The organism is Pseudomonas sp. FSL R10-1339 (assembly GCF_009600545.1).
In the GTDB taxonomy this organism is placed as follows: Bacteria; Pseudomonadota; Gammaproteobacteria; order Pseudomonadales; family Pseudomonadaceae; genus Aquipseudomonas; species Aquipseudomonas bubulae.
Genome location: NZ_WIVQ01000035.1, coordinates 12435 through 35738, shown reverse-complemented (window position 1 = coordinate 35738; position 23304 = coordinate 12435). Strand labels below are relative to the sequence as shown.

The 23304-nt window shown below is 58.8% G+C and carries 23 protein-coding genes; 15 read left to right on the top strand and 8 right to left on the bottom strand.

What is annotated here, in order from left to right; all coding sequences use genetic code 11:
- Window positions 1–23: 23 nt before the first annotated feature.
- Together GHO03_RS12765 and GHO03_RS12760 are read right to left on the bottom strand one after the other, a co-directional pair.
- Window positions 24–1169 carry a patatin-like phospholipase family protein gene (locus tag GHO03_RS12765; protein ID WP_095002123.1) on the bottom strand — a complete coding sequence of 382 codons (1146 nt, stop codon included), beginning with the start codon at window positions 1167–1169 and terminating at the stop codon, window positions 24–26.
- Window positions 1170–1184: 15 nt separating this feature from the next.
- Window positions 1185–2117: a lipid A biosynthesis lauroyl acyltransferase gene (locus GHO03_RS12760; protein WP_153399920.1), complete on the bottom strand. Its 933-nt coding sequence runs from the start codon at window positions 2115–2117 to the stop codon at window positions 1185–1187.
- A gap of 119 nt (window positions 2118–2236) precedes the next feature.
- Here GHO03_RS12760 and minC point away from each other — a divergent pair, with 119 nt between their 5' ends.
- The 7 genes from minC (at window position 2237) to GHO03_RS12725 (ending at window position 9100) form a co-directional block, all read left to right on the top strand.
- The gene (minC, locus tag GHO03_RS12755) at window positions 2237–2977 is read left to right on the top strand and encodes a septum site-determining protein MinC (RefSeq protein ID WP_095002125.1); all 741 of its coding nucleotides are present in this window, start codon (window positions 2237–2239) and stop codon (window positions 2975–2977) included.
- Window positions 2978–3176: 199 nt separating this feature from the next.
- Window positions 3177–3989, top strand: a complete 813-nt coding sequence (gene minD, locus GHO03_RS12750; RefSeq protein ID WP_029611321.1) for a septum site-determining protein MinD — start codon at window positions 3177–3179, stop codon at window positions 3987–3989.
- Window positions 3990–3992: 3 nt separating this feature from the next.
- Window positions 3993–4247 carry a cell division topological specificity factor MinE gene (gene minE, locus GHO03_RS12745; RefSeq protein ID WP_016780154.1) on the top strand — a complete coding sequence of 85 codons (255 nt, stop codon included), beginning with the start codon at window positions 3993–3995 and terminating at the stop codon, window positions 4245–4247.
- Between the two features lie 90 nt (window positions 4248–4337).
- Window positions 4338–4973 (top strand): RluA family pseudouridine synthase, encoded by a 636-nt coding sequence (locus GHO03_RS12740; RefSeq protein WP_095002126.1) that lies wholly within the window; start codon window positions 4338–4340, stop codon window positions 4971–4973.
- 173 nt (window positions 4974–5146) lie between these two features.
- Window positions 5147–6436 (top strand): M18 family aminopeptidase, encoded by a 1290-nt coding sequence (locus GHO03_RS12735; RefSeq protein ID WP_095002127.1) that lies wholly within the window; start codon window positions 5147–5149, stop codon window positions 6434–6436.
- Window positions 6437–6641: 205 nt separating this feature from the next.
- Complete coding sequence (locus GHO03_RS12730) at window positions 6642–6824, top strand: hypothetical protein (protein WP_095002128.1); 183 nt, start codon at window positions 6642–6644, stop codon at window positions 6822–6824.
- 116 nt (window positions 6825–6940) lie between these two features.
- A complete protein-coding gene (locus GHO03_RS12725) occupies window positions 6941–9100 on the top strand; it encodes a mechanosensitive ion channel domain-containing protein (protein ID WP_095002270.1) in 2160 nt (719 codons plus the stop codon).
- Window positions 9101–9210: 110 nt separating this feature from the next.
- Here GHO03_RS12725 and GHO03_RS12720 read toward each other — a convergent pair whose 3' ends face one another.
- A complete protein-coding gene (locus tag GHO03_RS12720) occupies window positions 9211–9930 on the bottom strand; it encodes a UTRA domain-containing protein (RefSeq protein ID WP_095002129.1) in 720 nt (239 codons plus the stop codon).
- A 346-nt stretch (window positions 9931–10276) separates the two neighbouring features.
- Here GHO03_RS12720 and GHO03_RS12715 point away from each other — a divergent pair, with 346 nt between their 5' ends.
- The 6 genes from GHO03_RS12715 to GHO03_RS12690 all read left to right on the top strand — a co-directional run bounded on the left by GHO03_RS12715 (window position 10277) and on the right by GHO03_RS12690 (window position 15590).
- Window positions 10277–11344: an ABC transporter substrate-binding protein gene (locus GHO03_RS12715; RefSeq protein WP_095002130.1), complete on the top strand. Its 1068-nt coding sequence runs from the start codon at window positions 10277–10279 to the stop codon at window positions 11342–11344.
- Between the two features lie 136 nt (window positions 11345–11480).
- On the top strand, window positions 11481–12296 hold the full coding sequence (locus GHO03_RS12710) for an alkaline phosphatase family protein (RefSeq protein WP_153399918.1): 816 nt from the start codon (window positions 11481–11483) through the stop codon (window positions 12294–12296).
- Entirely contained in the window at window positions 12293–13129 is an 837-nt protein-coding gene (locus GHO03_RS12705; RefSeq protein ID WP_095019107.1) for an ABC transporter permease subunit, read from the top strand. The genes GHO03_RS12710 and GHO03_RS12705 overlap by 4 nt, the downstream gene beginning before the upstream one ends.
- Window positions 13116–13916 (top strand): ABC transporter permease, encoded by an 801-nt coding sequence (locus GHO03_RS12700; RefSeq protein ID WP_095002133.1) that lies wholly within the window; start codon window positions 13116–13118, stop codon window positions 13914–13916. The genes GHO03_RS12705 and GHO03_RS12700 overlap by 14 nt, the downstream gene beginning before the upstream one ends.
- Window positions 13913–14902, top strand: a complete 990-nt coding sequence (locus GHO03_RS12695; protein WP_095002134.1) for an ABC transporter ATP-binding protein — start codon at window positions 13913–13915, stop codon at window positions 14900–14902. Before GHO03_RS12700 ends, GHO03_RS12695 begins: the two co-directional genes overlap by 4 nt.
- Before the next feature lie 34 nt (window positions 14903–14936).
- Complete coding sequence (locus tag GHO03_RS12690; RefSeq protein WP_095002135.1) at window positions 14937–15590, top strand: HAD family phosphatase; 654 nt, start codon at window positions 14937–14939, stop codon at window positions 15588–15590.
- Window positions 15591–15693: 103 nt separating this feature from the next.
- Here the strand turns inward: GHO03_RS12690 and GHO03_RS12685 are convergent, their stop codons facing one another.
- On the bottom strand, window positions 15694–16659 hold the full coding sequence (locus tag GHO03_RS12685) for an NAD(P)H-quinone oxidoreductase (protein WP_372241736.1): 966 nt from the start codon (window positions 16657–16659) through the stop codon (window positions 15694–15696).
- Window positions 16660–16798: 139 nt separating this feature from the next.
- Here GHO03_RS12685 and GHO03_RS12680 point away from each other — a divergent pair, with 139 nt between their 5' ends.
- Complete coding sequence (locus tag GHO03_RS12680; RefSeq protein WP_169916690.1) at window positions 16799–18880, top strand: carboxy terminal-processing peptidase; 2082 nt, start codon at window positions 16799–16801, stop codon at window positions 18878–18880.
- Window positions 18881–18935: 55 nt separating this feature from the next.
- Here GHO03_RS12680 and GHO03_RS12675 read toward each other — a convergent pair whose 3' ends face one another.
- From GHO03_RS12675 to GHO03_RS12660, 4 genes are all read right to left on the bottom strand, one after another.
- Entirely contained in the window at window positions 18936–19379 is a 444-nt protein-coding gene (locus tag GHO03_RS12675; protein WP_095019105.1) for a tetratricopeptide repeat protein, read from the bottom strand.
- Window positions 19380–19748, bottom strand: coding sequence for a hypothetical protein (locus GHO03_RS12670; protein WP_095002139.1), 369 nt, complete (start codon window positions 19746–19748; stop codon window positions 19380–19382).
- A complete protein-coding gene (locus GHO03_RS12665; protein WP_095019103.1) occupies window positions 19745–20086 on the bottom strand; it encodes a helix-turn-helix transcriptional regulator in 342 nt (113 codons plus the stop codon). The genes GHO03_RS12670 and GHO03_RS12665 overlap by 4 nt, the downstream gene beginning before the upstream one ends.
- Window positions 20087–20501: 415 nt before the next feature.
- Window positions 20502–21221, bottom strand: a complete 720-nt coding sequence (locus tag GHO03_RS12660; RefSeq protein WP_095002141.1) for an FKBP-type peptidyl-prolyl cis-trans isomerase — start codon at window positions 21219–21221, stop codon at window positions 20502–20504.
- 247 nt (window positions 21222–21468) lie between these two features.
- Here GHO03_RS12660 and GHO03_RS12655 point away from each other — a divergent pair, with 247 nt between their 5' ends.
- Window positions 21469–23283, top strand: a complete 1815-nt coding sequence (locus tag GHO03_RS12655) for a di-heme-cytochrome C peroxidase (protein ID WP_095002142.1) — start codon at window positions 21469–21471, stop codon at window positions 23281–23283.
- Window positions 23284–23304: the final 21 nt, after the last annotated feature.

Sequence of the window (23304 nt, the reverse complement as noted above, 5' to 3'; positions counted from 1 at the left end):
CAGCGGCTACAAAAGCGAGTAGTTCAAACCCGCAAAAACTGGCACAGCGCATCGCGCTTGGCCATCGCATCGCGTCGCCCCAACTCGATCAACTCCCGACAATAACCCGCCTCGAACAGCAGGTAGCTGAGCACCCCTGCACCACTGGTTTTGGTCGCACCGGGGCCACGCAGGAACATGCGCAGCGCGGCCGGCAGCTCATGCCGATGGCGGGCCGCGATTTCGTCTATAGGCTGGCTCGGCGCAATCACCAGCACCTCCACGGGGGACAAACCGAGGTTGTCGGATTGCCTGGGCAGCAGGCGACTGAAGTGATTGAGCCGCTCAAGCAGCTCGATATCGCTTTCCAGGCTGTCGATAAACGTACTGTTGAGCATATGCCCGCCAATTTGCGCCAGCGTCGGTTGTTGAGCGTTGTAGTAGTGCGACTGGCCGGCCTGAAGGTCCGGCCCGCGCGGGTTGCCGCTCACCCCCACCACCAGCACCCGGTTGGCTCCCAGATGCAGCGCCGGACTGATTGGCGCCGACTGCCGCACTGCGCCATCGCCAAAATACTCTTCGCCGATTTTGACCGGAGCAAACAGAAGAGGGATGGCCGAACTGGCCAGCAGATGTTCAACCGTCAAAGCGGTGGGCATGCCGATGCGCCGATGGCGCAACCAGCCATTGATGGTGCCCTTGCCTTGATAAAAGGTCACCGCCTGACTGGAAGAATAGCCAAATGCAGTAACCGCGACAGCCCGTAGGTGATGCCCGGCAATCGCCTGTTCAACACCGGGGAAGTTGATCCGGTCCTGGAGCAGATCGCGCAAGGGCGAACTGTCGAGCAGCGCCACCGGCACATGCGAGCCTAGCCCGAGCAGACTGTGAGCAAAAAAACGCGTGGCCTGGTGCAAAACCCCCGACCAGTCGCTGCGTAGCACGCGCCTGCTTTCAAAGCCCTGCCAGAACAGGGTCAGGTGCTCGACCGCGCGGGTGAAATCCATCGCCCCGCTAGCCAGGCTGACCGCATTGATCGCGCCCGCTGACGTCCCGACAATCACCGGGAACGGGTTGATGGCACCGGCAGGCAGCAACTCGGCAATCGCCGCCAGCACGCCGACTTGATAGGCCGCCCGCGCACCACCACCAGACAGTATCAGGCCCGTCACCGGCGCAACCGCAGTCACGCCAGTGCGGCCGCCTCAGCCGCGTTTGTCGTACTGTTTCGGCTCGCCGGGCGGGCGGGTCTTGAAGCGGCGATGGGCCCACAGATACTGCTCGGGGCATTCACGCACCGCCCGCTCAACCCATTGATTGATTCGCAGGCAATCAGCCTCATCGCTTTCTCCGGGGAAATCCCTCAGTGGCGGATGAATGACCAGCTTGTAACCACTGCCGTCGGCCAGTCTTTGTTGAGTAAAGGGCACAACCTGCGCTTTGCCCAGTTTGGCGAACTTGCTGGTGGCGGTAACAGTGGCCGCCTGGATACCGAACAAAGGCACAAAGATGCTCTGCTTGGCGCCGTAGTCCTGGTCGGGCGCATACCAGATCGCCCGCCCTGAGCGCAGCAGCTTGAGCATTCCGCGCACGTCATCACGTTCGACAGCCAGCGAATCTACATTGTGCCGCTCACGGCCACGACGCTGGATAAAGTCGAACAGCGGGTTTTTATGTTCGCGGTACATGCCGTCGATGGTGTGTTGCTGACCCAGCAAGGCAGCGCCGATTTCCAGGGTGGTAAAGTGAAGTGCCATCAGGATTACCCCCTTGCCTTCAAGCTGAGCCTGCTTCAGGTGCTCCAGCCCCTCGACATGGGCCAGCTTGGCCAGACGCGGTTTTGACCACCACCAGCTCATGGCCATTTCAAAGAAGGCGATACCGGTCGAGGCGAAGTTGTCCTTGAGCAACTGCTTGCGCTCGGCGCGGGTCTTTTCAGGGAAACACAATTCAAGGTTGCGCGTGGCAATACGTCGGCGATCACCGGCCACCCGATACATCAGGGCGCCGAGACCACGGCCGATACACAGTTGTACTTTATAAGGCAGTTGCACGACCAGCCACAGCACGCCGAGACCCAGCCATAGCAGCCAGAAACGCGGATGAAAAAAAGCGGCACGAAAACGCGGGCGATCCATTAATGATTCCGGACAGACACAAGGGTCGGCCATTCTACATCGTTAGACCCGGCTTGCGGCCTGCCGGCGTTCTCGTTATAAGTCTCAGCACTTTAAGTGACAAGTCGCGTTAAGCAACCATGAGCCAAACCGAATCGCTAGACCAAGCCCCCGTGTTCCAGCTTAAGGGCAGTATGCTCGCCATCACGGTGCTGGAACTTGCGCACAACAACCTTGAAGCCCTGGACCGCCAACTGGCCGCCAAAGTGGCCCAGGCCCCGAATTTTTTCAGCAATACCCCGCTGGTACTGGCGCTGGACAAGCTGCCCGCCAGTGAAGGCGCCATCGATTTGCCGGGGCTGATGCGCGTCTGCCGCCAACATGGCCTGCGCACCCTGGCCATTCGCGCCAACCGCATCGAGGACATCGCTGCCGCCATTGCCATCGACCTGCCTGTACTGCCACCCTCCGGCGCCCGTGAGCGGCCGATTGATCCGGTTGAAGTGGTGGTCGAGGCAAAAAAACCGGAAAAACCGCCAGAGCCGGCGATCAAGCCGACCAGGATCATCACCAGCCCGGTACGCGGCGGCCAGACGGTGTATGCCGAAGGCTGTGATCTGGTGGTGATCGCTTCAGTCAGCCCCGGTGCGGAACTTATGGCCGATGGCAACATCCATGTGTACGGGCCTATGCGGGGCCGCGCACTGGCCGGGCACAAGGGCAACACCAAGGCACGGATTTTTTGCCAGCAGCTGAGCGCCGAGCTAGTGTCAATTGCGGGCAAGTACAAGGTATCCGAAGACCTGCGTCGGGATCCTCTGTGGGGAACAGGTGTTCAGATCAGTCTGTCAAGTGACATGTTGAACATCACCCGGCTTTAACGGATACTCTCGCCATTTTCCAAGCATCTCAAAATCGTAGTGAAAACAGACTTTTCCTTGTAGGGACAAGCAATCAGGCAGCGTTTACACAGCGTAAACGCGACTTGAACAATGACCCGCCAAGGCTGTTCACCTGCAGTCGTTCATAGAGATGTTATTCAGGGGCTAAAAAGTCCTTTTTCCTTAGGGGTGAAACACCTTGGCCAAGATTCTAGTGGTTACATCCGGCAAGGGTGGTGTGGGTAAGACCACCACCAGCGCCGCTATCGGTACCGGCCTCGCTCTGCGCGGCCACAAAACAGTGATCGTCGACTTTGACGTCGGCTTGCGTAACCTCGACCTGATCATGGGTTGCGAGCGCCGCGTGGTGTATGACTTCGTCAACGTGGTCAACGGTGAAGCCAACCTGCAGCAGGCGCTGATCAAAGACAAGCGCCTGGAAAACCTCTACGTGCTGGCCGCCAGCCAGACCCGTGACAAGGACGCGCTGACCAAGGAAGGCGTCGAAAAAGTTCTTATGGAGCTTAAGGAAACCTTCGAATACGTGGTCTGCGACTCCCCGGCCGGTATCGAAACCGGTGCCCACCTGGCCATGTACTTCGCTGACGAAGCGGTAGTCGTGACCAACCCGGAAGTGTCCTCGGTACGTGACTCGGACCGCATGCTGGGCCTGCTGGCCAGCAAGTCGCGCCGCGCCGAACTGGGCCAGGATCCGATCAAGGAACACCTGCTGCTGACCCGCTACAACCCTGATCGCGTTTCCAAAGGCGAAATGCTCGGCGTTGAAGACGTCAAAGAGATTCTGGCCGTGGCCCTGCTGGGCGTGATCCCGGAGTCCCAGGCTGTTCTCAAGGCATCCAACCAGGGCGTGCCAGTGATCCTTGACGATCAAAGCGACGCCGGTCAGGCCTACAGCGATGCCGTTGATCGCCTGCTGGGCAAAACCGTGGAGCACCGGTTCCTTGATGTACAGAAGAAGGGATTCTTCGAGCGCCTGTTTGGAGGCAACTAAACAATGAACATTTTTGACTTCTTTCGTACCCGCAAAACGCCAACAACCGCGTCGGTGGCGAAAGAGCGTCTACAGATCATCGTGGCGCACGAGCGTGGCCAACGCAGCACCCCGGACTACCTGCCTGCCCTGCAAAAAGAGCTGGTCGAGGTGATCCGCAAATACGTCAACATCGGCGACGATTCTGTACAGATCGCCCTTGAAAACGAAGGTAGCTGCTCGATTCTGGAACTCAACATCACACTGCCAGATCGTTAATCGATCCGGCGGGCACCACGGCGACCTCGGTGCCTTCCCTGCAGGGGAGGCTCCTTTGTCGCCGTTGGCGTTTTTCAAGAGGCTGTTTTAATGCCGTTGTCCAATATTCACATTATCCATGAGGACGCTGGCGTTCTGGTGGTCAACAAGCCGACCTTGCTGCTTTCGGTGCCGGGTCGGGCCGATGACAACAAGGACTGTTTGATTACCCGCCTGCAAGAAAACGGCTACCCCGAGGCGCGCATTGTCCACCGTCTGGATTGGGAAACGTCCGGTATTATTTTGCTGGCGCGGGACGCTGACACTCACCGTGAGCTTTCCCGCCAGTTTCACGACCGCGAAACCGAAAAGGCCTACACCGCACTAGCCTGGGGCCAGCCCGAGCTGGACAGCGGCAGCATCGATCTGCCCCTGCGCTACGACCCGCCGACCAAACCCCGGCACGTGGTTGACCATGAATTCGGTAAAAACGCACTGACCTTCTGGAAGATCCTGGAGCGGTGTGGCGATTACTGCCGCGTTGAGCTGACACCGATTACCGGCCGTTCGCACCAGTTGCGCGTGCACATGCTGTCAATCGGCCACCCGCTGCTCGGTGATGGCCTGTATGCGCACCCGCAAGCCCTGGCCGCATGGCCGCGTTTGTGCCTGCACGCGAGCATGCTGAGCTTCACCCACCCGCAAACCGGTGAACGCCTGCGCTTTGAGTGCCCGGCACCGTTCTAAATACCTACCACCCCTTGTGGGAGCGGGCTTGCTCGCGATACAGGCGACGCGGTTTTGCAGGAACATCGCACTGATGCCATCGCGAGCAAGCCCGCTCCCACAAGAGCTGCATTAGAGAGCCAAATCTTGCGATCAATGCGCTAAACTCGCGGCCTTGCTGTCTGGAGTAACTTATGCGCGAAGAGTTGAACCAAGGCCTGATCGACTTCCTCAAGGCCTCCCCTACCCCCTTTCATGCCACTGCCAGTCTTGTTCAGCGCCTTGAGGCCGCCGGCTACCAGCGCCTCGACGAGCGCGAAACCTGGTTCACCGAAGCCAATGGCCGCTATTACGTCACCCGTAATGACTCTTCCATCGTCGCCTTCAAGCTGGGTCGCCATTCGCCCCTGCACGGCGGTATCCGCATGGTTGGCGCCCACACAGACAGCCCCTGCCTGCGGGTTAAGCCACAACCCGAACTGCAACGCCAGGGCTTCTGGCAATTGGGCGTCGAGGTCTACGGCGGTGCATTGCTCGCGCCCTGGTTCGACCGTGACCTGTCCCTGGCCGGGCGCGTCACTTTCCGCCGCGATGGCCAGGTCGAAAGCCAGCTGATCGATTTCAAGGCGCCGATTGCGACTATCCCCAACCTGGCGATCCACCTCAACCGCACTGCCAACGAAGGTTGGGCGATCAACCCGCAGACCGAACTGCCGCCGATCCTGGCCCAGGTGGCCGGTGATGAGCGCGTTGACTTCCGCGCGCTGCTCACCGACCAGTTGGCCCGCGAGCACGGCCTCAATGCCGACGTGGTGCTGGACTACGAGCTGAGTTTCTACGACACCCAAAGCGCTGCGGTGATCGGCCTCAACGGCGACTTTATCGCCGGTGCGCGCCTGGATAACCTGCTGTCCTGCTACGCAGGCCTGCAAGCCCTGCTCACCACCGAGACCGAAGAAACCTGTCTGTTCGTGGCCAACGACCACGAAGAAGTCGGCTCGTGCTCGGCCTGCGGCGCCGATGGCCCGATGCTGGAGCAAATCCTGCAACGCCTGTTGCCTGAGGGCGACGAGTACGTACGCACGATCCAGAAATCTCTGCTGGTCTCGGCAGACAACGCCCACGGCGTTCACCCCAACTATGCTGACAAGCACGATGCCAATCACGGGCCCAAGCTCAATGCCGGGCCGGTGATCAAGGTCAACAGCAACCAGCGCTACGCCACCAACAGCGAAACCGCCGGATTCTTCCGCCACCTGTGCATGGCCGTGGAAGTACCCGTGCAAAGTTTTGTGGTGCGCAGCGACATGGGTTGCGGTTCGACCATTGGCCCGATCACTGCCAGCCACCTGGGCGTGCGCACCGTGGATATCGGCCTGCCGACCTTCGCCATGCACTCGATCCGCGAACTGGCCGGCAGCCATGACCTGGCTCATCTGGTCAAAGTGCTGAGCGCGTTCTACGCCAGCAACCAGTTGCCGTAAGGCATATTCCTTGAAGCCGCTGCCGCAGGCTGCGATAAGGGCCGCAGGACCTTCGATAAAGCAGGGTCGCTGCGCAACCCGTCGCAGACTGCGGCAGCGGCTTCAAGGTTCTGCGTCTGGCTGATTCATTTTTGATACACATCACCACACATCTGCGCAAACCGACCTAGACTTGGGGCACTCACTTGCACAGGTCCCTCTCACCATGTTTGAAACCACTGCCTTCCACTCCATGATGATTCCAATTATCTGCGGCATGCTGCTGCTGACCATTGGCTTCAACTTTCGCGAACGCAGTAGTGGCATCGGCGTGCTGATGATCTGGGCTGGCATGCTGCTGATATTCGGCACCATCATCTTCAAAATCCTCGCCAAACTGAATGAGTAGCCCCGACATTTTCCCGCCCCGGGCCCGCGATCATTTATTTATGTGACAAGAAATGAATGATCACGGGGCCTAGCGTACACTCGGCCAATTCGCTCCCCCTCGAGGTTGATCGCCCAGTGTTTTCCCGTCTTGTCGCCCTGCCTTGTTTCCTGCTGGTTTGCCTGCTGACGCTCTTGCCCATGACCTCTGCGCAGGCCGTCGGTTTGCCGGGCATGCTGGGCAGTTCGGACAAAACCCAGGCACAACCTACCGAGCCACTGGGCCAATCGCTGGACGAGGTGATCAAGAACCTCGAAAACGATCAGCAGCGCAGCAAGCTGTTGGCCGACCTGAAAAAACTTCGCGATGCCACCAAAAAAGCCCAGCCCGAAGCCGAGATAGGCGTTCTGGGGTTGATCGGCAGCACCCTGGCCGATCTCGAAAAGCAGTTTTCCGGCGATGACAGTCCAACCTATCGCTGGACCAAGGAAATCTCCCAGGCCAAGGAAGAACTTTCTGCATTGATGCTGCCAGCCAATGAATGGCTGCCGATCATTTTTGGCTTTGCCCTGGTCATCATGATCTGGAGCCTGCTGGCCGCCCTGCTGATCTGGGTCAGCCACCGGGTGCGATTGCGATTTGGCCTGAGCGAGGAATTGCCGCAACACCCCAAGGCCGTCGACATGCTGCGCTTTGCCTTGCGCAAGCTGGGGCCGTGGATGGTCGCGCTGATGATCACGGTGTACATGAGTTACTCCCTGCCGTCTTCGCTGGGCAAGGACCTGGCAATGGTGCTGGCGTACGCGCTGGTTATTGGCACCTGTTTCTCGGCCATCTGCGTGATCCTTTTCTCGCTGCTCGATGGCCCCCACCGGCACCGCGCCTTGCATATCCTGCGGCACCAGGCATTTCGCCCGCTGTGGTGGATCGGCAGCTTCGCAGCCTTTGGCGAAGCACTGAGCGATCCGCGACTGGTGGCCACCCTGGGCGTGCACTTGGCGCATACCGCGGCGACCTTTGCCAATGTGATGGCGGCGCTGTCCACCGGCCTGTTTATCATCCGTTTCCGCCGCCCTATCGCCCACTTGATCCGCAATCAACCCCTGTCGCGCCGCCTGACCCGTCGCGCCCTGAGCGACAGCATCGAGATCCTCGGCACTTACTGGTATGTCGCGGCGCTGATTCTGGTGGGCATCTCGCTGGCCGCCACGTTTATCTCGGCAGGCGACACCAGCACCGCGCTGCGCCAGTCGCTGATCTGTACCGTGCTGGTGGTGCTGTGCATGGTGATCAACGGGCTGGTGCGCCGTCATGCGCAAAAGCCGCAACGTGGCCACAAGCGCCATGCGCTGTATTCCGAGCGTCTGAAAAGTTTCGTCTACACCCTGGCCCACCTGATTGTGTGGCTGGTATTCATCGAGCTGGGGCTACGGGTGTGGGGTATGTCGCTGATCGGTTTTACCGAGGGCGAAGGCCACGAGATCAGCGTCAAACTGTTCGGCCTTGGCGGTACGCTGCTGTTTGCCTGGCTGATCTGGATTCTCGCCGACACCGCCATCCACCATGCCCTGACCCGATCGCGCAAGGGCCTGGCCAATGCCCGCGCGCAAACCATGATGCCGCTGATTCGCAACATCCTGTTTGCCGCGATCTTCATCATTGCGCTGATCGTCGCCCTGGCCAATATGGGCATGAACGTCACCCCCCTGCTTGCGGGTGCCGGCGTAATCGGTCTGGCCATCGGTTTTGGTGCTCAGTCACTGGTTGCCGACCTGATCACGGGCCTGTTTATCATTATCGAAGATTCCCTGGCCATCGACGACTACGTCGATGTCGGCGGGCATCTGGGCACGGTTGAAGGGCTGACCATTCGTACCGTGCGCCTGCGCGATATCGACGGCATCGTGCATACCATCCCGTTCAGTGAAATCAAAAGCATCAAAAACTACTCCCGGGAATTTGGCTACGCCATCTTCCGCGTCGCCATCCCCTACAACATGGAAATCGACGACGCCATCAAGCTGATGCGTGAAGTCGGGCAAAAGATGCGTACCGACCCGCTGCAGCGGCGCAATATCTGGTCGCCGCTGGAGATTCAGGGGGTCGAGAGTTTCGAGTCCGGCAGCGCCATTTTGCGTGCCCGTTTCAAGACGGCACCGATCAAGCAATGGGAAGTGTCGCGGGCGTTCAACCTGTCGCTCAAGCGTCACCTGGATGAGGCCGGGCTGGACCTGGCCACCCCGCGCTTGAGTGTGCAGGTGGTGACGGCGGGCAGCGGTATCCTGCAAAAGGATTGAGCCAATAACTTGTGGGAGCGAGCCTGCTCGCGATGATATCGGCCAGGTTCTCCTGACAGACCGCGCAGTATGCATCGCGAGCAGGCTCGCTCCCACAAAAGCAGGTTTGTTCAACGCTCCTGCACATCCACCCCGACATGAATCGCATCATGTCGCCAATACTCCAGATCACAGTCGATCAGCCGTTCGTGCTGGTCGTAATTGACCCGCGCAATGCGCAAACCCGGGCTGCCGGTTGATACCTTGAGCGTCGCTGCAGCCTCTACCGGCAGCGCCGTAGGCACAATCTCAAAACGCACCCGGCCGTAATGCAAATCGTAATGCCGGGCATACAGCTCAGTAATCGACTGCGTCAGATCAAGGTCAAGGATCTGCGGGAAGTACTGCGGATTCAGGTAGTGCTCCACATACAGCACCAGCCGCCCGTCAATCCGCCGGCCCCGGCAGATCTGGATCACGCTGGATAACGCTGGTAGCTGCAAGCGCTCACACACCGCAGCCGTGGCCGGCAGCAGGCGCGCCGATATCACCTCGGTGGTTGGCACTCGCCCCTGGGCCGTGACCATGGCATGAAAGTGGCTGCGCTGCATCAGGTTGTACGCCAGACGCGGCGGCGAAATAAACCAGCCGCGCCGCTCCTCCCGATACACCAGCCCCAGGGATTCAAGCTGTAACAACGCTTCGCGCACGGTGACGCGGGTGGTGGCGAATAACTCGCTGAGTTTGCGCTCGGCCGGCAGCTGACTGCCTCCCGCCAGTAGACCGTGCTCAATCTGCTCTTGCAGCGTGCGACTTATCGCTGTTACCGCCTTGGGTGCACCTTCTCGCATCAACGTTACCTGGCTGGACTAGTCCAGCACCAAAAGTGGGCAAACATGGCCGTCAAACGGTCACTCCCTGAACCTGTCAGCCTAGGCAGAACATATGACTGTTCGATGACAAGAGGGCGCTCATATACCCGTCAAAATGCGCCAAACCCCTTGCCAGCCGGGGCCTTCCCGATGGTCTACGCTTAGCCGGAACACACACGCTGGCTGGCGATATGCCTTGCACAACCAATGCCGACATTAAAGTGTCATCTGCCGGGCTTAAATTGGCTCAGGTATTGCTGACCTAGACCAACCCACCGCAAAAGAGCAATAAAACCCAGCGTTGAAAACGCCCAAGGAGCTTCGGATGAAACAGTTTTTCCTCGCATCACTGTTAGGTTCAAGCATTGCCCTGTGCACATCGGCCATGGCCGCCGATGTCGATTTAAAAGCCCTGGAAGCCGCAGCAAAGGCTGAAGGCACGGTCAACAGCGTCGGCATGCCCGATGACTGGGCCAACTGGAAAGGCACTTGGGCCGATCTGAACAAGCTCTACGGCCTCAAGCACATCGACACTGATATGAGTTCGGCCCAGGAAGTGGCCAAGTTTGCCGCGGAAAAAGACAACGCCAGTGCCGACATCGGTGACGTGGGCGCCGCCTTTGGCCCGATTGCCGTGGCCAAAGGCGTAACCCAGCCGTACAAGCCAACCACCTGGGAACAGATCCCGGACTGGGCCAAGGATAAAGACGGCAACTGGGCCCTGGCCTACACCGGCACCATTGCGTTTATCGTCAACAAGAAGCTGCTGCACGGCTCTGAAGTGCCGACCAAATGGGCTGACCTGAAGTCGGGTAAATACAAGGTCTCGATCGGTGATGTCAGCACCGCGGCACAGGCCACCAATGGCGTGCTGGCTGCAGCCATTGCCAATGGCGGCGATGAAAAGAACGTGCAACCGGCCCTGTTGATGTTTGCCGACATCGCCAAGCAAGGCCGCCTGTCACTGGCCAACCCGACCATCGCCACGATGGAGAAAGGTGAAGTGGAAGTCGGCGTGGTCTGGGATTTCAACGGCTTGAGCTACAAAGCCAAAATGGCCAACCCGGATGACTATGTGGTGCTGATCCCGTCCGACGGTTCGGTGATCTCGGGCTACACCACCATCATCAACAAATACGCCAAACACCCGAACGCCGCCAAGCTGACCCGTGAATTCATCTTCAGCGATGCCGGGCAAACCAACCTGGCGCGGGGCAATGCACGGCCGATTCGTGCCGAGCACCTGAAGCTGCCGGCTGACGTGCAGGCCAAGCTGCTGTCCAACGACCAGTACAAAAATGTCACCCCGATCAAAGACGCCGACGCCTGGGAAAAGACCTCCAAGGCCTTGCCGCAGCTGTGGCAGGAAGAAGTCATCATCAATATGCAGTAACCCTGCGCCTTGATCTGCGTGGGAGCGGGCTTGCTCGCGATGCCATCGACTCGATCCATCTGATGTGCCGGGTTGTACCCATCGCGAGCAAGCCCGCTCCGACAACAGCTTTTGCGCTGCGCCAGCGGAGTCTTACATGAAACACAACGTCATTCTGGTAGTGCTCGACGGCTTGAACTTTGAGGTCGCCCGCCTTGCCATGGGCCATTTGCAGGCCTATGTCAGTGCAGAACGGGCCGCACTGTACAAGCTCACCTGCGAGTTGCCAGCCCTGTCGCGCCCGCTCTACGAGTGCATCCTCACCGGCGTGCCGCCGATTGAAAGCGGCATTGTCCACAATAATGTCTCGCGCCTGTCCAACCAGCGCAGCGTGTTCCATTACGCTCGTGATGCCGGATTGATCACAGCGGCAGCGGCCTATCACTGGGTCAGTGAGCTCTATAACCGCTCGCCATTCGTGATTGCCCGGGATCGCCATACCCTGGCTGGGGACTTGCCAATCCAATACGGGCATTTCTACTGGAGTGATCATTACCCTGACTCCCACCTGTTCGCCGACGCAGAAAGCCTGCGGTTGGCGCACAAGCCGAATTTTTTACTGGCCCACCCCATGAATATCGACGATGCCGGACACAAACACGGCCTCGATACCGCGCAATACCGCAACAGTGCGCGTTCGGCCGACATTATCCTGGCCGACTATCTGCAAGGCTGGCTGCAGGCCGGCTACCAAGTACTGGTCACTGCTGACCACGGCATGAACAACGATCGCTCCCATAACGGCTTGCTGCCCGAAGAGCGTGAAGTGCCACTGTTTGTGCTGGGCGATGCGTTCAGCCTGAACCCGGATGTCATGCCAAAACAGCTCGAGTTGTGCGGCACGATCTGCGAGTTGCTTGGCGTAGCTCACGACAAACCGCTGTGCCGCGAGCTGCTGAGGCCCGCGCCATGACCCGGGGCAAATGGCTTGCAGTCCTGTGCCTGGTGCCCTTCGCGGTATTTTTTATCGTGTTTCAGATCGCCCCGCTGGTGTGGGTGCTGATCCACAGTGTGCAATCGGAAGAAAGTGGCTGGGGCCTGGCCAACTTCATCAAGATCTTCAACTCCAAATTCTATCTGCAGGCCATCCAACACAGCCTGGAGATCAGTTTCTGGTCCAGCCTGTTCGGCATCATCATTGCCATACTGGGCAGCTATTCGCTGCGCAAGGTGGATTCGCGGCTGCGCAATTTCGTCAACGCATTCGCCAACATGACCAGCAACTTCTCCGGCGTACCGCTGGCCTTCGCCTTCATCATTTTGCTGGGGTTTAACGGCAGTATCACGATCATGCTCAAACAGGCAGGGATCATCGAGGATTTTAACCTCTACTCGAAAACCGGCCTGATCATCCTGTACACCTACTTCCAGATCCCCCTCGGCGTGCTGCTGCTTTACCCTGCCTTCGATGCCCTGCGCGAGGACTGGCGCGAATCGGCCTCCCTGCTGGGCGCCAACAGCTGGCAGTTCTGGCGGTTTATCGGCCTGCCGGTACTGACCCCGGCACTGCTCGGCACCTTCGTTATCCTGCTGGCCAACGCCCTGGGGGCCTATGCCACGGTGTATGCCTTGACCACCGGCAACTTCAACGTACTGCCCATCCGCATTGCCGCGATGGTGTCAGGCGATATCAGCCTGGATCCGAACATGGCCAGCGCCTTGGCGGTGATCCTAGTGGGGCTGATGACCCTGGTAACCCTGGTGCATCAGTGGCTGTTAAAGAGGAGCTACCATGTCGCGCGCTGAAACCACTTCCGCCAGCCTGTACCACCGCAGTGTGGTCTGGCTGCTGTTTCTGATTTTGTTGCTACCGCTGCTGGGCACGTTTATCTACTCCATCGCCAGCAGTTGGTCAGCCACGGTGTTGCCCAGCGGCTTTACCTTCAAGTGGTATGACCAGCTGTGGAGCGACCCGCGCTTCCTCAAGGCCTTCGGCCAGTCGCTGCTGGTCTGCGTCGCGGCGCTGGTGCTGTCCGTAGTGCTGATCCTGCCGCTGCTGTTTGTGGTGCATTACCACTTCCCCAAGCTGGATGCGCTGATGAACATCCTGATCCTGCTGCCCTTCGCCGTGCCGCCGGTGGTGTCATCGGTAGGCTTGCTGCAACTCTATGGTTCCGGCCCGCTGCAAATGGTCGGTACGCCGTGGATCCTGATCGGCTGTTATTTCACCGTCGCACTGCCGTTCATGTACCGCGCGATCACCAACAACTTGCAGGCGATCAACCTGCGCGACTTGATGGACGCGGCCCAACTGCTGGGTGCCAGCACCTGGCAGGCGGCATTTTTGGTGGTGCTGCCCAATTTGCGTAAAGGCCTGATGGTAGCCCTGCTGCTGTCATTCTCGTTCCTGTTTGGCGAGTTTGTGTTCGCCAATATCCTGGTCGGCACCCGCTACGAGACCTTGCAGGTATTCCTGAACAATATGCGCAACAGCAGCGGCCACTTCACCAGCGCGCTGGTCATATCCTATTTCCTCTTTGTACTGGTGCTGACCTGGGTTGCCACCTTCCTGAACAAGGACAAAAGCCAATGAGCTTCGTCAGCGTTGAACACCTGCAAAAATCCTATTCCGGCACCCCGGTATTCAGTGATATCAACTGCAGCATCGCCAAGGGTGAATTCGTCACCCTGCTCGGTCCGTCCGGTTGCGGCAAGTCCACGCTGCTGCGCTGTATCGCCGGGTTGACGCCGGTAGATGGCGGTAAGATCCTGCTCGATGGCCAGGACATCGTGCCAGTGAGCCCGCAAAAACGTGGCATCGGCATGGTGTTTCAGAGTTATGCGCTGTTCCCCAACATGACTGTCGAACAAAACGTGGCCTTCGGCCTGCGCATGCAGAAGGTCAAGGCCGATGACAGCCACAAACGCGTGGCCGAAGCCTTGCAACTGGTGGAGCTGAATGACTTCGCCAAGCGCTATCCGCACCAGTTGTCAGGTGGTCAGTGCCAGCGTGTGGCCCTGGCCCGCTCACTGGTGACGCGTCCGCGCCTGCTGCTGCTGGATGAGCCGCTGTCGGCGCTGGATGCGCGAATTCGCAAGCACTTGCGCGAGCAGATCCGCACCATCCAGCGCGAGCTGGGCCTGACCACTATCTTCGTGACCCACGATCAGGAAGAAGCACTGGTGATGAGCGACCGCATTTTTCTGATGAACAAGGGTCATATCGTGCAGAGCGGCAATGCTCAGACCCTCTATGCGGCCCCGGCAGATGCCTTCGCCGCAGGTTTTATCGGCAACTACAACCTGCTGGACGCGCAAACTGCCAGCCGCCTGTTGCAGCGCCCGGTCAGCAGCCGCATCGCCATTCGCCCGGAAACCCTGGGGTTGAGTGTGCAGGGTGAGCCGGACGGGGTGATTCTCAGCCACAGCTTGTTGGGTAACGTGATCCGCTATCGCGTCGAGGTGCGTGGCGTGCAATTGATCGTCGACGTACTCAACCGTGCGCCCGGCGATTTGTACCCGGACGGCCAAGCCGTTGCGCTATCCATCGATTCGAGCACCCTTTGTGAGGTAGCCTGATGTTCCTGAATTCACTGAAGAGAGAGTTGCGCTGATGGCCCTGGCAATTTTTGATCTGGACGAAACCCTGATTCATGGCGACTGCGCCACCCTCTGGAGCGAGCAGATGGGCCGCCTGGGCTGGGTCGACCCGGTGTCGTTCATGCAGCGCAACAACGAACTGATGGCCGCCTACAGCCGGGGCGAGCTGGCCATGGAAGACTATATGGCTTTCAGCCTGGAGCCGCTGATCGGCCGCAGCCCCGAAGAAGTCGCGCACCTGGTCGAGCCCTGGGTTGAGGACTATATCGAACCGATCATCTTCAGTGACGCAACCAGAACCATTGCCGCGCACCGCAAGGCGGGCGACCGGATCCTGGTCATTTCGGCCTCGGGCACCCACCTGGTCAAACCCATTGCCGAGCGCCTGGGTATCGATGAAGTGCTGGGCATTGAGCTGGAAGTGGCTCACGGCTTTTATACCGGGCACACGGTGGGCACTTTGACTTACCGCGAAGGCAAGATTACGCGCCTGCTGGAGTGGCTGGATGAGCAGGAAGAAAACCTGGAAGGCGCGAGCTTTTACTCCGATTCGCGCAACGACTTGCCGCTGCTGCTCAAGGTCGATCACCCCCATGTGGTAAACCCGGACCCGGTGCTGCGCGAACAGGCTGAAAAGGCCGGGTGGCCGATTCATCACTGGAAATGACCCCCTGAAACTGTGGGAGCGGGCTTGCTTGCGATGGCATCACCGCGATTTGCCTGCCAGACCCTATCGCCTGTATCGCAGGCAAGCCAGCTCCCACAGAGGATCAGGTTAAGCTGCTGTCGATCACCAGCACCAGCTTGCCCGACACCTGGTTGCTGGCCAGTTCGGCAAACGCTGCCTGCGCGTCGTCCTCAATCGGGAAGGTCTTGGCCAGTTGCGGACTCAGGCGGCCTTCGGTAAACAATGGCCATACCTGCTGCCCCAGATCACTGAGCAAATCCGCCTTGAACTGATCGCTGCGGCTGCGCAGGGTCGAGCCCAGCAACTGAATACGCTTGCCCAGGACCAGCGCCAGATCCAGCTCGGCCTTGCGCCCGCCCATCAGGCCAATCAACACCCAGCGCCCGTCCTGGGCCAGCAGTTTGAGGTTGGATTCGGCATAGTTGGCCCCCACAGGGTCCAGCACCACGTCGAAAGGCCCCAGCGCCTTGAGACTGTCCAGCCCCTCGGTACGCACCACGCCACCCTGGGCACCCAGCGCCTGGCAGTAAGCCAGGCGCTCGGCCGAGCCCACGCTCACCCAGCACGGGCTACCAAAGGCTTTGCACAGCTGAATGGCCGCTGAACCAACACCACTTGCCCCCGCGTGCAGCAATACTTTTTCGCCCGGCTTGAGCGCGGCCAGTTGAAACAGGTTCAGCCATGCCGTGCTGTACACCTCGGGCAATGCCGCAGCCTCCAGCAGCGACAAACCTTCAGGCACCGGCAGTGCATGACGGGCATCAACCACCACTTCCTCGGCCATGCCACCCCCGGCCAGCAAGGCACAGACGCGATCACCCACTTGCCAGAACGACCCTGGCCCTACTTCGCTGACCACACCTGAACACTCCAGGCCCAATACCTCACTGGCCCCCGGCGGCGGCGGATACAAGCCGGCGCTTTGCAACAGATCGGCCCGATTGAGTCCGGCTGCCGCCACACGAATACGGATTTGCCCTACATCACAGGTGGGGCTTGGCTCTTCAACCCACTTCACTTGACCTTCAACGCCTTGCAATGCTTTCACAGTGCCTCCATAGTGAGTCTGGACTGAGCCCGGAGCTGTTGCACCGGGCTTTTTGCATTATGCGACCGGTCCTTGATGGAACCGGCGACTTCAAAGACGGCCTAATATGCGTTATCAATTGCCCCCGCGTCGAATCAGCATGAAGCATTTATTCCCTAGCACCGCACTTGCCCTATTCATTGGCCTAGGCGTTTTGCCGTTTTCGGCCAATACGTTCGCCGCTAACAGTTGGGATAACCTTCAGCCCGATCGTGATGAGGTAATTGCCAGTCTTAACGTTGTTGAGCTGCTCAAGCGCCATCATTACAGCAAGCCGCCACTGGATGATGCCCGCTCGGCAATCATCTATGACAGCTATCTGAAGCTGCTCGACCCTTCGCGCAGTTACTTTCTGGCGAGCGATATTGCCGAATTCGACAAATGGAAATTCCAGTTTGACGACTTCCTCAAAAGCGGCGATCTGAACCCCGGTTTCATTATCTACAAACGCTATCTGGATCGCGTCAAATCGCGCCTGGACTTTGCGCTTGCCGAGTTGAACAAGGGCGTTGACTCGCTGGACTTCAATGCCAAGGAAACCCTGGAGATCGACCGCAAGGACGCTCCATGGCTCAAGACCGAAGCCGAACTCAACAACCTGTGGCGCAAACGCATCAAGGATGAAGTCCTGCGTCTGAAAATCGCCGGCAAAGAGCCTGCGAAAATCCAGGAACTGTTGACCAAGCGCTACAAGAATCAATTGTCGCGCCTTGACCAGACCCGCAGCGAAGACATCTTCCAGGCGTATATCAACACCTTCGCCATGTCTTACGATCCGCACACCAACTATCTGTCGCCAGATAACGCGGAAAACTTCGATATCAATATGAGCCTGTCGCTGGAAGGCATAGGCGCCGTGTTGCAGAGCGATAACGACCAGGTAAAAATTGTCCGTCTGGTGCCGGCAGGCCCGGCCGATAAAACCAAGCAGGTCGCACCGGCAGACAAGATCATCGGCGTTGCCCAGGGCGACAAAGAGATGGTCGACGTGATCGGCTGGCGTCTGGATGAAGTGGTCAAGCTGATTCGTGGCCCTAAAGGCTCCGTGGTGCGCCTGGAAGTGATTCCGGCGAGCAACGCACCCAATGACCAGACCAGCAAGATCGTGTCCATCACCCGTGAAGCGGTGAAGCTTGAAGAGCAGGCGGCGAAAAAGTCGATCCTCAACCTCAAGCAGGATGGCAAGAACTACAAGCTGGGCGTGATTGAAATTCCGGCGTTCTACCTGGACTTCAAGGCGTTCCGTGCTGGCGACCCGAACTACAAGAGCACCACCCGTGACGTTAAAAAACTGCTGACCGAGTTGCAGAAAGAAAAAGTCGATGGCGTGATTATCGACCTGCGCAACAACGGTGGCGGCTCGTTGCAGGAAGCCACCGAACTGACCAGTCTGTTTATCGACAAGGGCCCGACCGTGCTGGTGCGTAATGCAGACGGCAAGGTCGACGTGCTTGAAGACGAAAACCCGGGGGCGTTCTACAAAGGCCCGATGGCATTGCTGGTCAACCGCCTGTCGGCTTCGGCTTCGGAGATCTTCGCCGGTGCCATGCAGGACTACCACCGCGCGCTGATTATCGGCGGCCAGACGTTCGGCAAGGGCACGGTGCAAACCATCCAGCCGCTGAATCACGGTGAGCTGAAACTGACCCTGGCCAAGTTCTACCGGGTTTCCGGCCAGAGCACCCAGCATCAGGGCGTTCTGCCTGACGTCGCCTTCCCGTCGATTATCGACACCAAGGAAATCGGCGAAAGCGCACTGCCCGAAGCCATGCCGTGGGACACTATCCGTCCTGCGATCAAGCCCGCCGTCGACCCGTTCAAGCCTTATATCGACAAGCTCAAGGCCGAGCACGAAGCCCGGGTGGCCAAGGATGCCGAGTTCATCTTTATCCGTGACAAACTGGCCCTGGCCGAGAAGCTGATGGCCGAAAAGACCGTCAGCCTCAACGAAGCCGAGCGTCGCGCCCAGCACGCCGATATCGATGCCAAGCAGTTGGTGATGGAAAACGCCCGCCGCCAGGCCAAGGGCGAAGCGCCGCTCAAGGAAATGAAGAAAGAAGACGAAGATGCACTGCCGGTCGAGCCTGAAAAGACCAAGCCGGAAGATGACGCCTATCTGAGTGAAACCGGGCGGATTCTGCTGGACTACCTCAAGCTCACCTCACAGGTGGCCAAGAAGTAAGTCAGATCGGTAAAAACAGGGCGGCCCGCATGATGCGGGCCGCCCTTTTTATTGGCTAACGGTAAAGCCTGGCCATCTGCGGGTCAGCCATCAACCCCGGGCCACCCTGTTGATACAGCACCGCCAGCTTGTGCCCTGCCAGCGGGTGCCCGGCTTTTGCCGCCATCGTCCACCAGCGTGCAGCCTCGGCAGCGTCAGGCGTCTTGCTCAGCGTCCCTGCCAGGCTGAAAACGCCTACCTGGTAGGCTGCCTTGGCGTCACCACTGAGTGCCGCCAGACGCAACAAACGCACCCCCTCCTCCCTGGCGCCCATCCCTTGACCGCGAAAGGCCAGGATATGGCCGTAGAAACTTTGGGCACTGGTGCTGCCGAGGTTGGCCATGCGTGCGAACTGGCCCTCCATCCAGCGCCAGATACGCGGCTGACGGACACACCATGGCCAGTGAAACAACTTGCGCGCCAGCCAGTAACTCAGGCGCGCCTTGAGCCGCCAGAGCACTCAAGCCTCCTCGTGCTCGTAAACATACTCGAACACCCGCACCACCTCAGAGGCATGCCAGGACGCAGCGGCAATCCCGTCCGGCGGGCCGGGGAAACGCCCGAGGCGCTCCACGCATTCGAAAAAACCGGTACGTGGCAGACGGCTTGCACCCTGGCTGATCACCAACGAACTGCGCAATGGCTGATCGGCCTTGGCATCCATCGCCGCCAGATGTTCAAGTGCGGCGGTGAGGGTCAACATGGCGGGGCTCGGCAATTGCAACCGTTCCAGTAATGCACGGTAAGTCAGCAAGTGGCGCTGTCGACGCGCCTGATCGAGTTCAGCCAACAACCCATCCCAGTGTTGACGACTGATGCGCACGTTCATGATGCTTCCCTCCAGCCTGCGATACCAAGCTCCCAGGCCAAGCTGCGACGGATAGCGAGGTCTGGCAGACGCTCGCCGGTTTCGATCATTCCCAGATATGACGGACTAATGCCTACCGTGCGTGCCAGCACCTCAAGGGCCAGGCCCTTGTTCTCGCGCAAGTGACGCAACTGATCGAGTCCGGGGTGCACCTGCTCGGGTGCCGGTGGCTGCAGATCCTTGTCAGGCTCGGCAACTGGCTCCTGGACTCCAGCAGCCTTGAGCAGTGCCTGATAACTCTCCCATGAAAGAACGGCGTATTCAGGCTCACCATTACGCTTGATGATTTGAAGATCCATTACTAAACCCCGTCAGACTTTTTTCGTAAATCGAGTCAGAACTTTCCCTTTGAGCTTAATCCTATCAGCCGCGAAGGTCTCTGGGGTTTTCACTCAAAAGTGAATAATTTGTGAAAACAACCGAAAAAGCCGTCATTTGCTGAAAATGTTATCCACACAAATTGTGGATAACCTTGTGAACAGAGCTGTTTTTCAACCCTGAAAGGCCCGTCCCATAAGGGCTGTACTCAGATCGGGCATTTTTTACACACATAAAAAAACCCATAAATTCATTGACTTGGCAGTCAGCAACTACTAGCCAAGAGAACTTATGGGTATTGAAAATACTGCAGGACAAAGCCTACAGAAACAAAAGGTGGACTACATAAACGACAACGCCCCGTCGAGACGGGGCGTTGCCTGTACCAGAAGCTGCTTACTGGGCAGCGTCTTGTGCCGGTTTTGCAGGGTCTTTGATGCCCAGCAGCTCCAGGTCGAATACCAGCACCGAATTGGCCGGGATAGCCGGGCTCGGGCTTTGCGCGCCGTAAGCCAGTTCGCTAGGGATATACAGCTTGTACTTCTCGCCAACGTGCATCAGTTGCAGGCCTTCAACCCAACCCGGGATCACGCCGCTAACCGGCAAATCAATCGGGCTGCCGCGCTCAACCGAGCTGTCGAACACCTTGCCGTCGATCAGTTTGCCTTCATAGTGAACAGTGACTACGTCGGTAGCTTTTGGCTGAGGGCCATCGGCTTTCTTGATAACTTCGTACTGCAAGCCGGAAGCGGTAGTGACAACACCGGCCTTCTTGCCATTTTCTTCGAGGAATTTTTTGCCTGCCGCAGAGGCTTCTTCACTCATTTTGGTCAGACGTTCTTCGGCACGTTTTTGCAGGGCTGCGAACGCTTCGATCAGTTCGTCATCCTTAAGCTTTTGCTCTTTTTTGCCGACGGCATCTTCGATGCCCTGGGCTACGGCCTTGGAATCCAGATCATCCATGCCTTCTTGAGCCAGGCTCTTGCCCATGTTCAGGCCAATGCCGTACGAGGCTTTTTGCGCCGGAGTTTTCAGCTCTACGCTGGTCTGCGAATCACAACCCGCCAGTACCAGGCTTACCAGGGCCACAGCTGCCGCCAACCGATGCTGTTTCATGCTATTTCCTTGTTCATGCGCCAAATGGGCAATCGAATAAAGCCGCGAGCTTATCAGGCGGCCGCGACCAATGGCTACCGGCATAAGAGAGGCAATTGGTGGATAAGTTCATGCATTAATAACAATTCATTTTAGCCGCAACTTTTGTTAACACATCGGTAAACCCGGCAATGCACCCCCCTGCTCTCTTGATGCCTGACCGCAGCTGAGGCATAAGGCTGTAATTATTTTTACAAGGAGCGTTACTGTGCGTCTGTTTTACCGTGTTCTGCTGGGGCTGCTGGTGGCTGTAGCCATGGGCCTTGGCCTGGTGATCTATTTTGTTGCCAATCCAAAACTGCCAGCCTACCAGCCTGTGCAGCAACTGCACTACCTGGATCAGTGGAGTCCTGCTGAGCGCCAGACCTACTACTACACCCCCCAGGGCACTCAGGTTAAAGGCCTGCATTACGACTGGTTCAGCGCCCTGGAGCTGCCGTTTTCCAAACAACCCTTCGCGGCCCCCGAGTACCTGGCGCGCTTCGGCTTTCTGGTGGACCCCAAGCAGCAGGCCAGTGCTGCCAACCCGGGTAACCTGCCAGTAGGCTTTACCCGCCACCAGAACCCCGGCAGCAACGTGGAGTATCTGGATATCACCTGCGCGGCCTGCCACACCGGCGAATTGCGTTTCAAAGGCCAGGCGGTGCGCATTGACGGGGCTCCGGCACAGCATGTGCTGCCATCGAGCGTGCCAACCCTGCGCGGCGGCAGCTTCGGCCAGGCGCTGGTCGCCAGCCTCGCAGCGACCTACTACAACCCGTGGAAATTCGAACGATTCGCCCGCACCGTACTGGGCGATCAATATGATGCGCAGCACCAGCAACTGCGCAAGGACTTCAAGGCATCGCTGGACACCTTCCTTGGCGTGGCCTGGAACGATACCCATCGCGGCCTTTATCCGACACTCGAAGGCCCGGGCCGTACCGATGCCTTCGGCCGGATCGCCAACGCCAGTTTCGGCGACGCGATTTCCCCCGACAACTATCGCGTGGCCAATGCCCCGGTAGACTATCCGCACCTGTGGGACATGTGGACCTTCGACTGGGTGCAGTGGAACGGGTCAGCCAAGCAGCCGATGGCACGCAACATCGGTGAGGCGCTTGGCGTGGGCGCGACCCTGAACTTTTTCGACAAACATGGCCAACCCCTGCAGGGCGATGCCCGTTATCCGTCCAGTGTTCGCGTCAACGATCTGCACCTGATCGAAGAAACCCTGCAAAAGCTCAAACCACCGGTCTGGCCTGAAGCGCTGTTCGGTAAAATTGACCGCCCACTGGCGGCCAAGGGTCGAACCCTGTTCAGCGAAAACTGCGCCGGTTGCCATGTGCCGCCTGAAGTTGAAGAAAACGGGCGGATGGTCAAGCAACTCAAGTTGCTGCCTGTGGAAGTGATCGGTACCGACCCCAATACCGCCAATAATATCGCCGACAACCGCTACGACCTCAGTGCGCTGCAATGGGACGCAGAGGAGCTGGCCAGGATGAACGTCGACCTGTACCCCAGGACCGACGCACCTCTGGACATGAGCAAGCTGTCTGTGGCCAAGGGCCTGGCCTATGTCACCGCCTTTGTTGAAAAGCGTGCCTATCACGATGCCAATATCGGCCCCGAAGAACAGGATCGCCTCAACGGCTTTGGCTTGCCGATCGGCGTATTGGAGGTGCGTGCCTACAAGGCGCGGCCGCTGGACGGGATCTGGGCCACAGCACCCTTCCTGCACAATGGTTCGGTGCCTACGGTGTACCAATTGCTCTCGCCTCAGGCCGAGCGTGATCAGACCTTTTATCGCGGCAGTTTTGAATATGACCCGCGCCACCTGGGCTATCGCACCGAGGCCTTTGACGGCGGTTTTGTACTCGACACCCGCATCAGCGGCAACCACAACAGCGGTCACGAGTTCCGCGCCGGCCCTCGCGGCAACGGGGTCATCGGGCGGCTGCTGCAACCCGAAGAACGCTGGGCATTGCTGGAGTACCTGAAAGTGCTCGGCGGTCCTCTTGAGCAGGAATTGCCACAGCCATGAAAGATCTCCGTCATCTGAAAA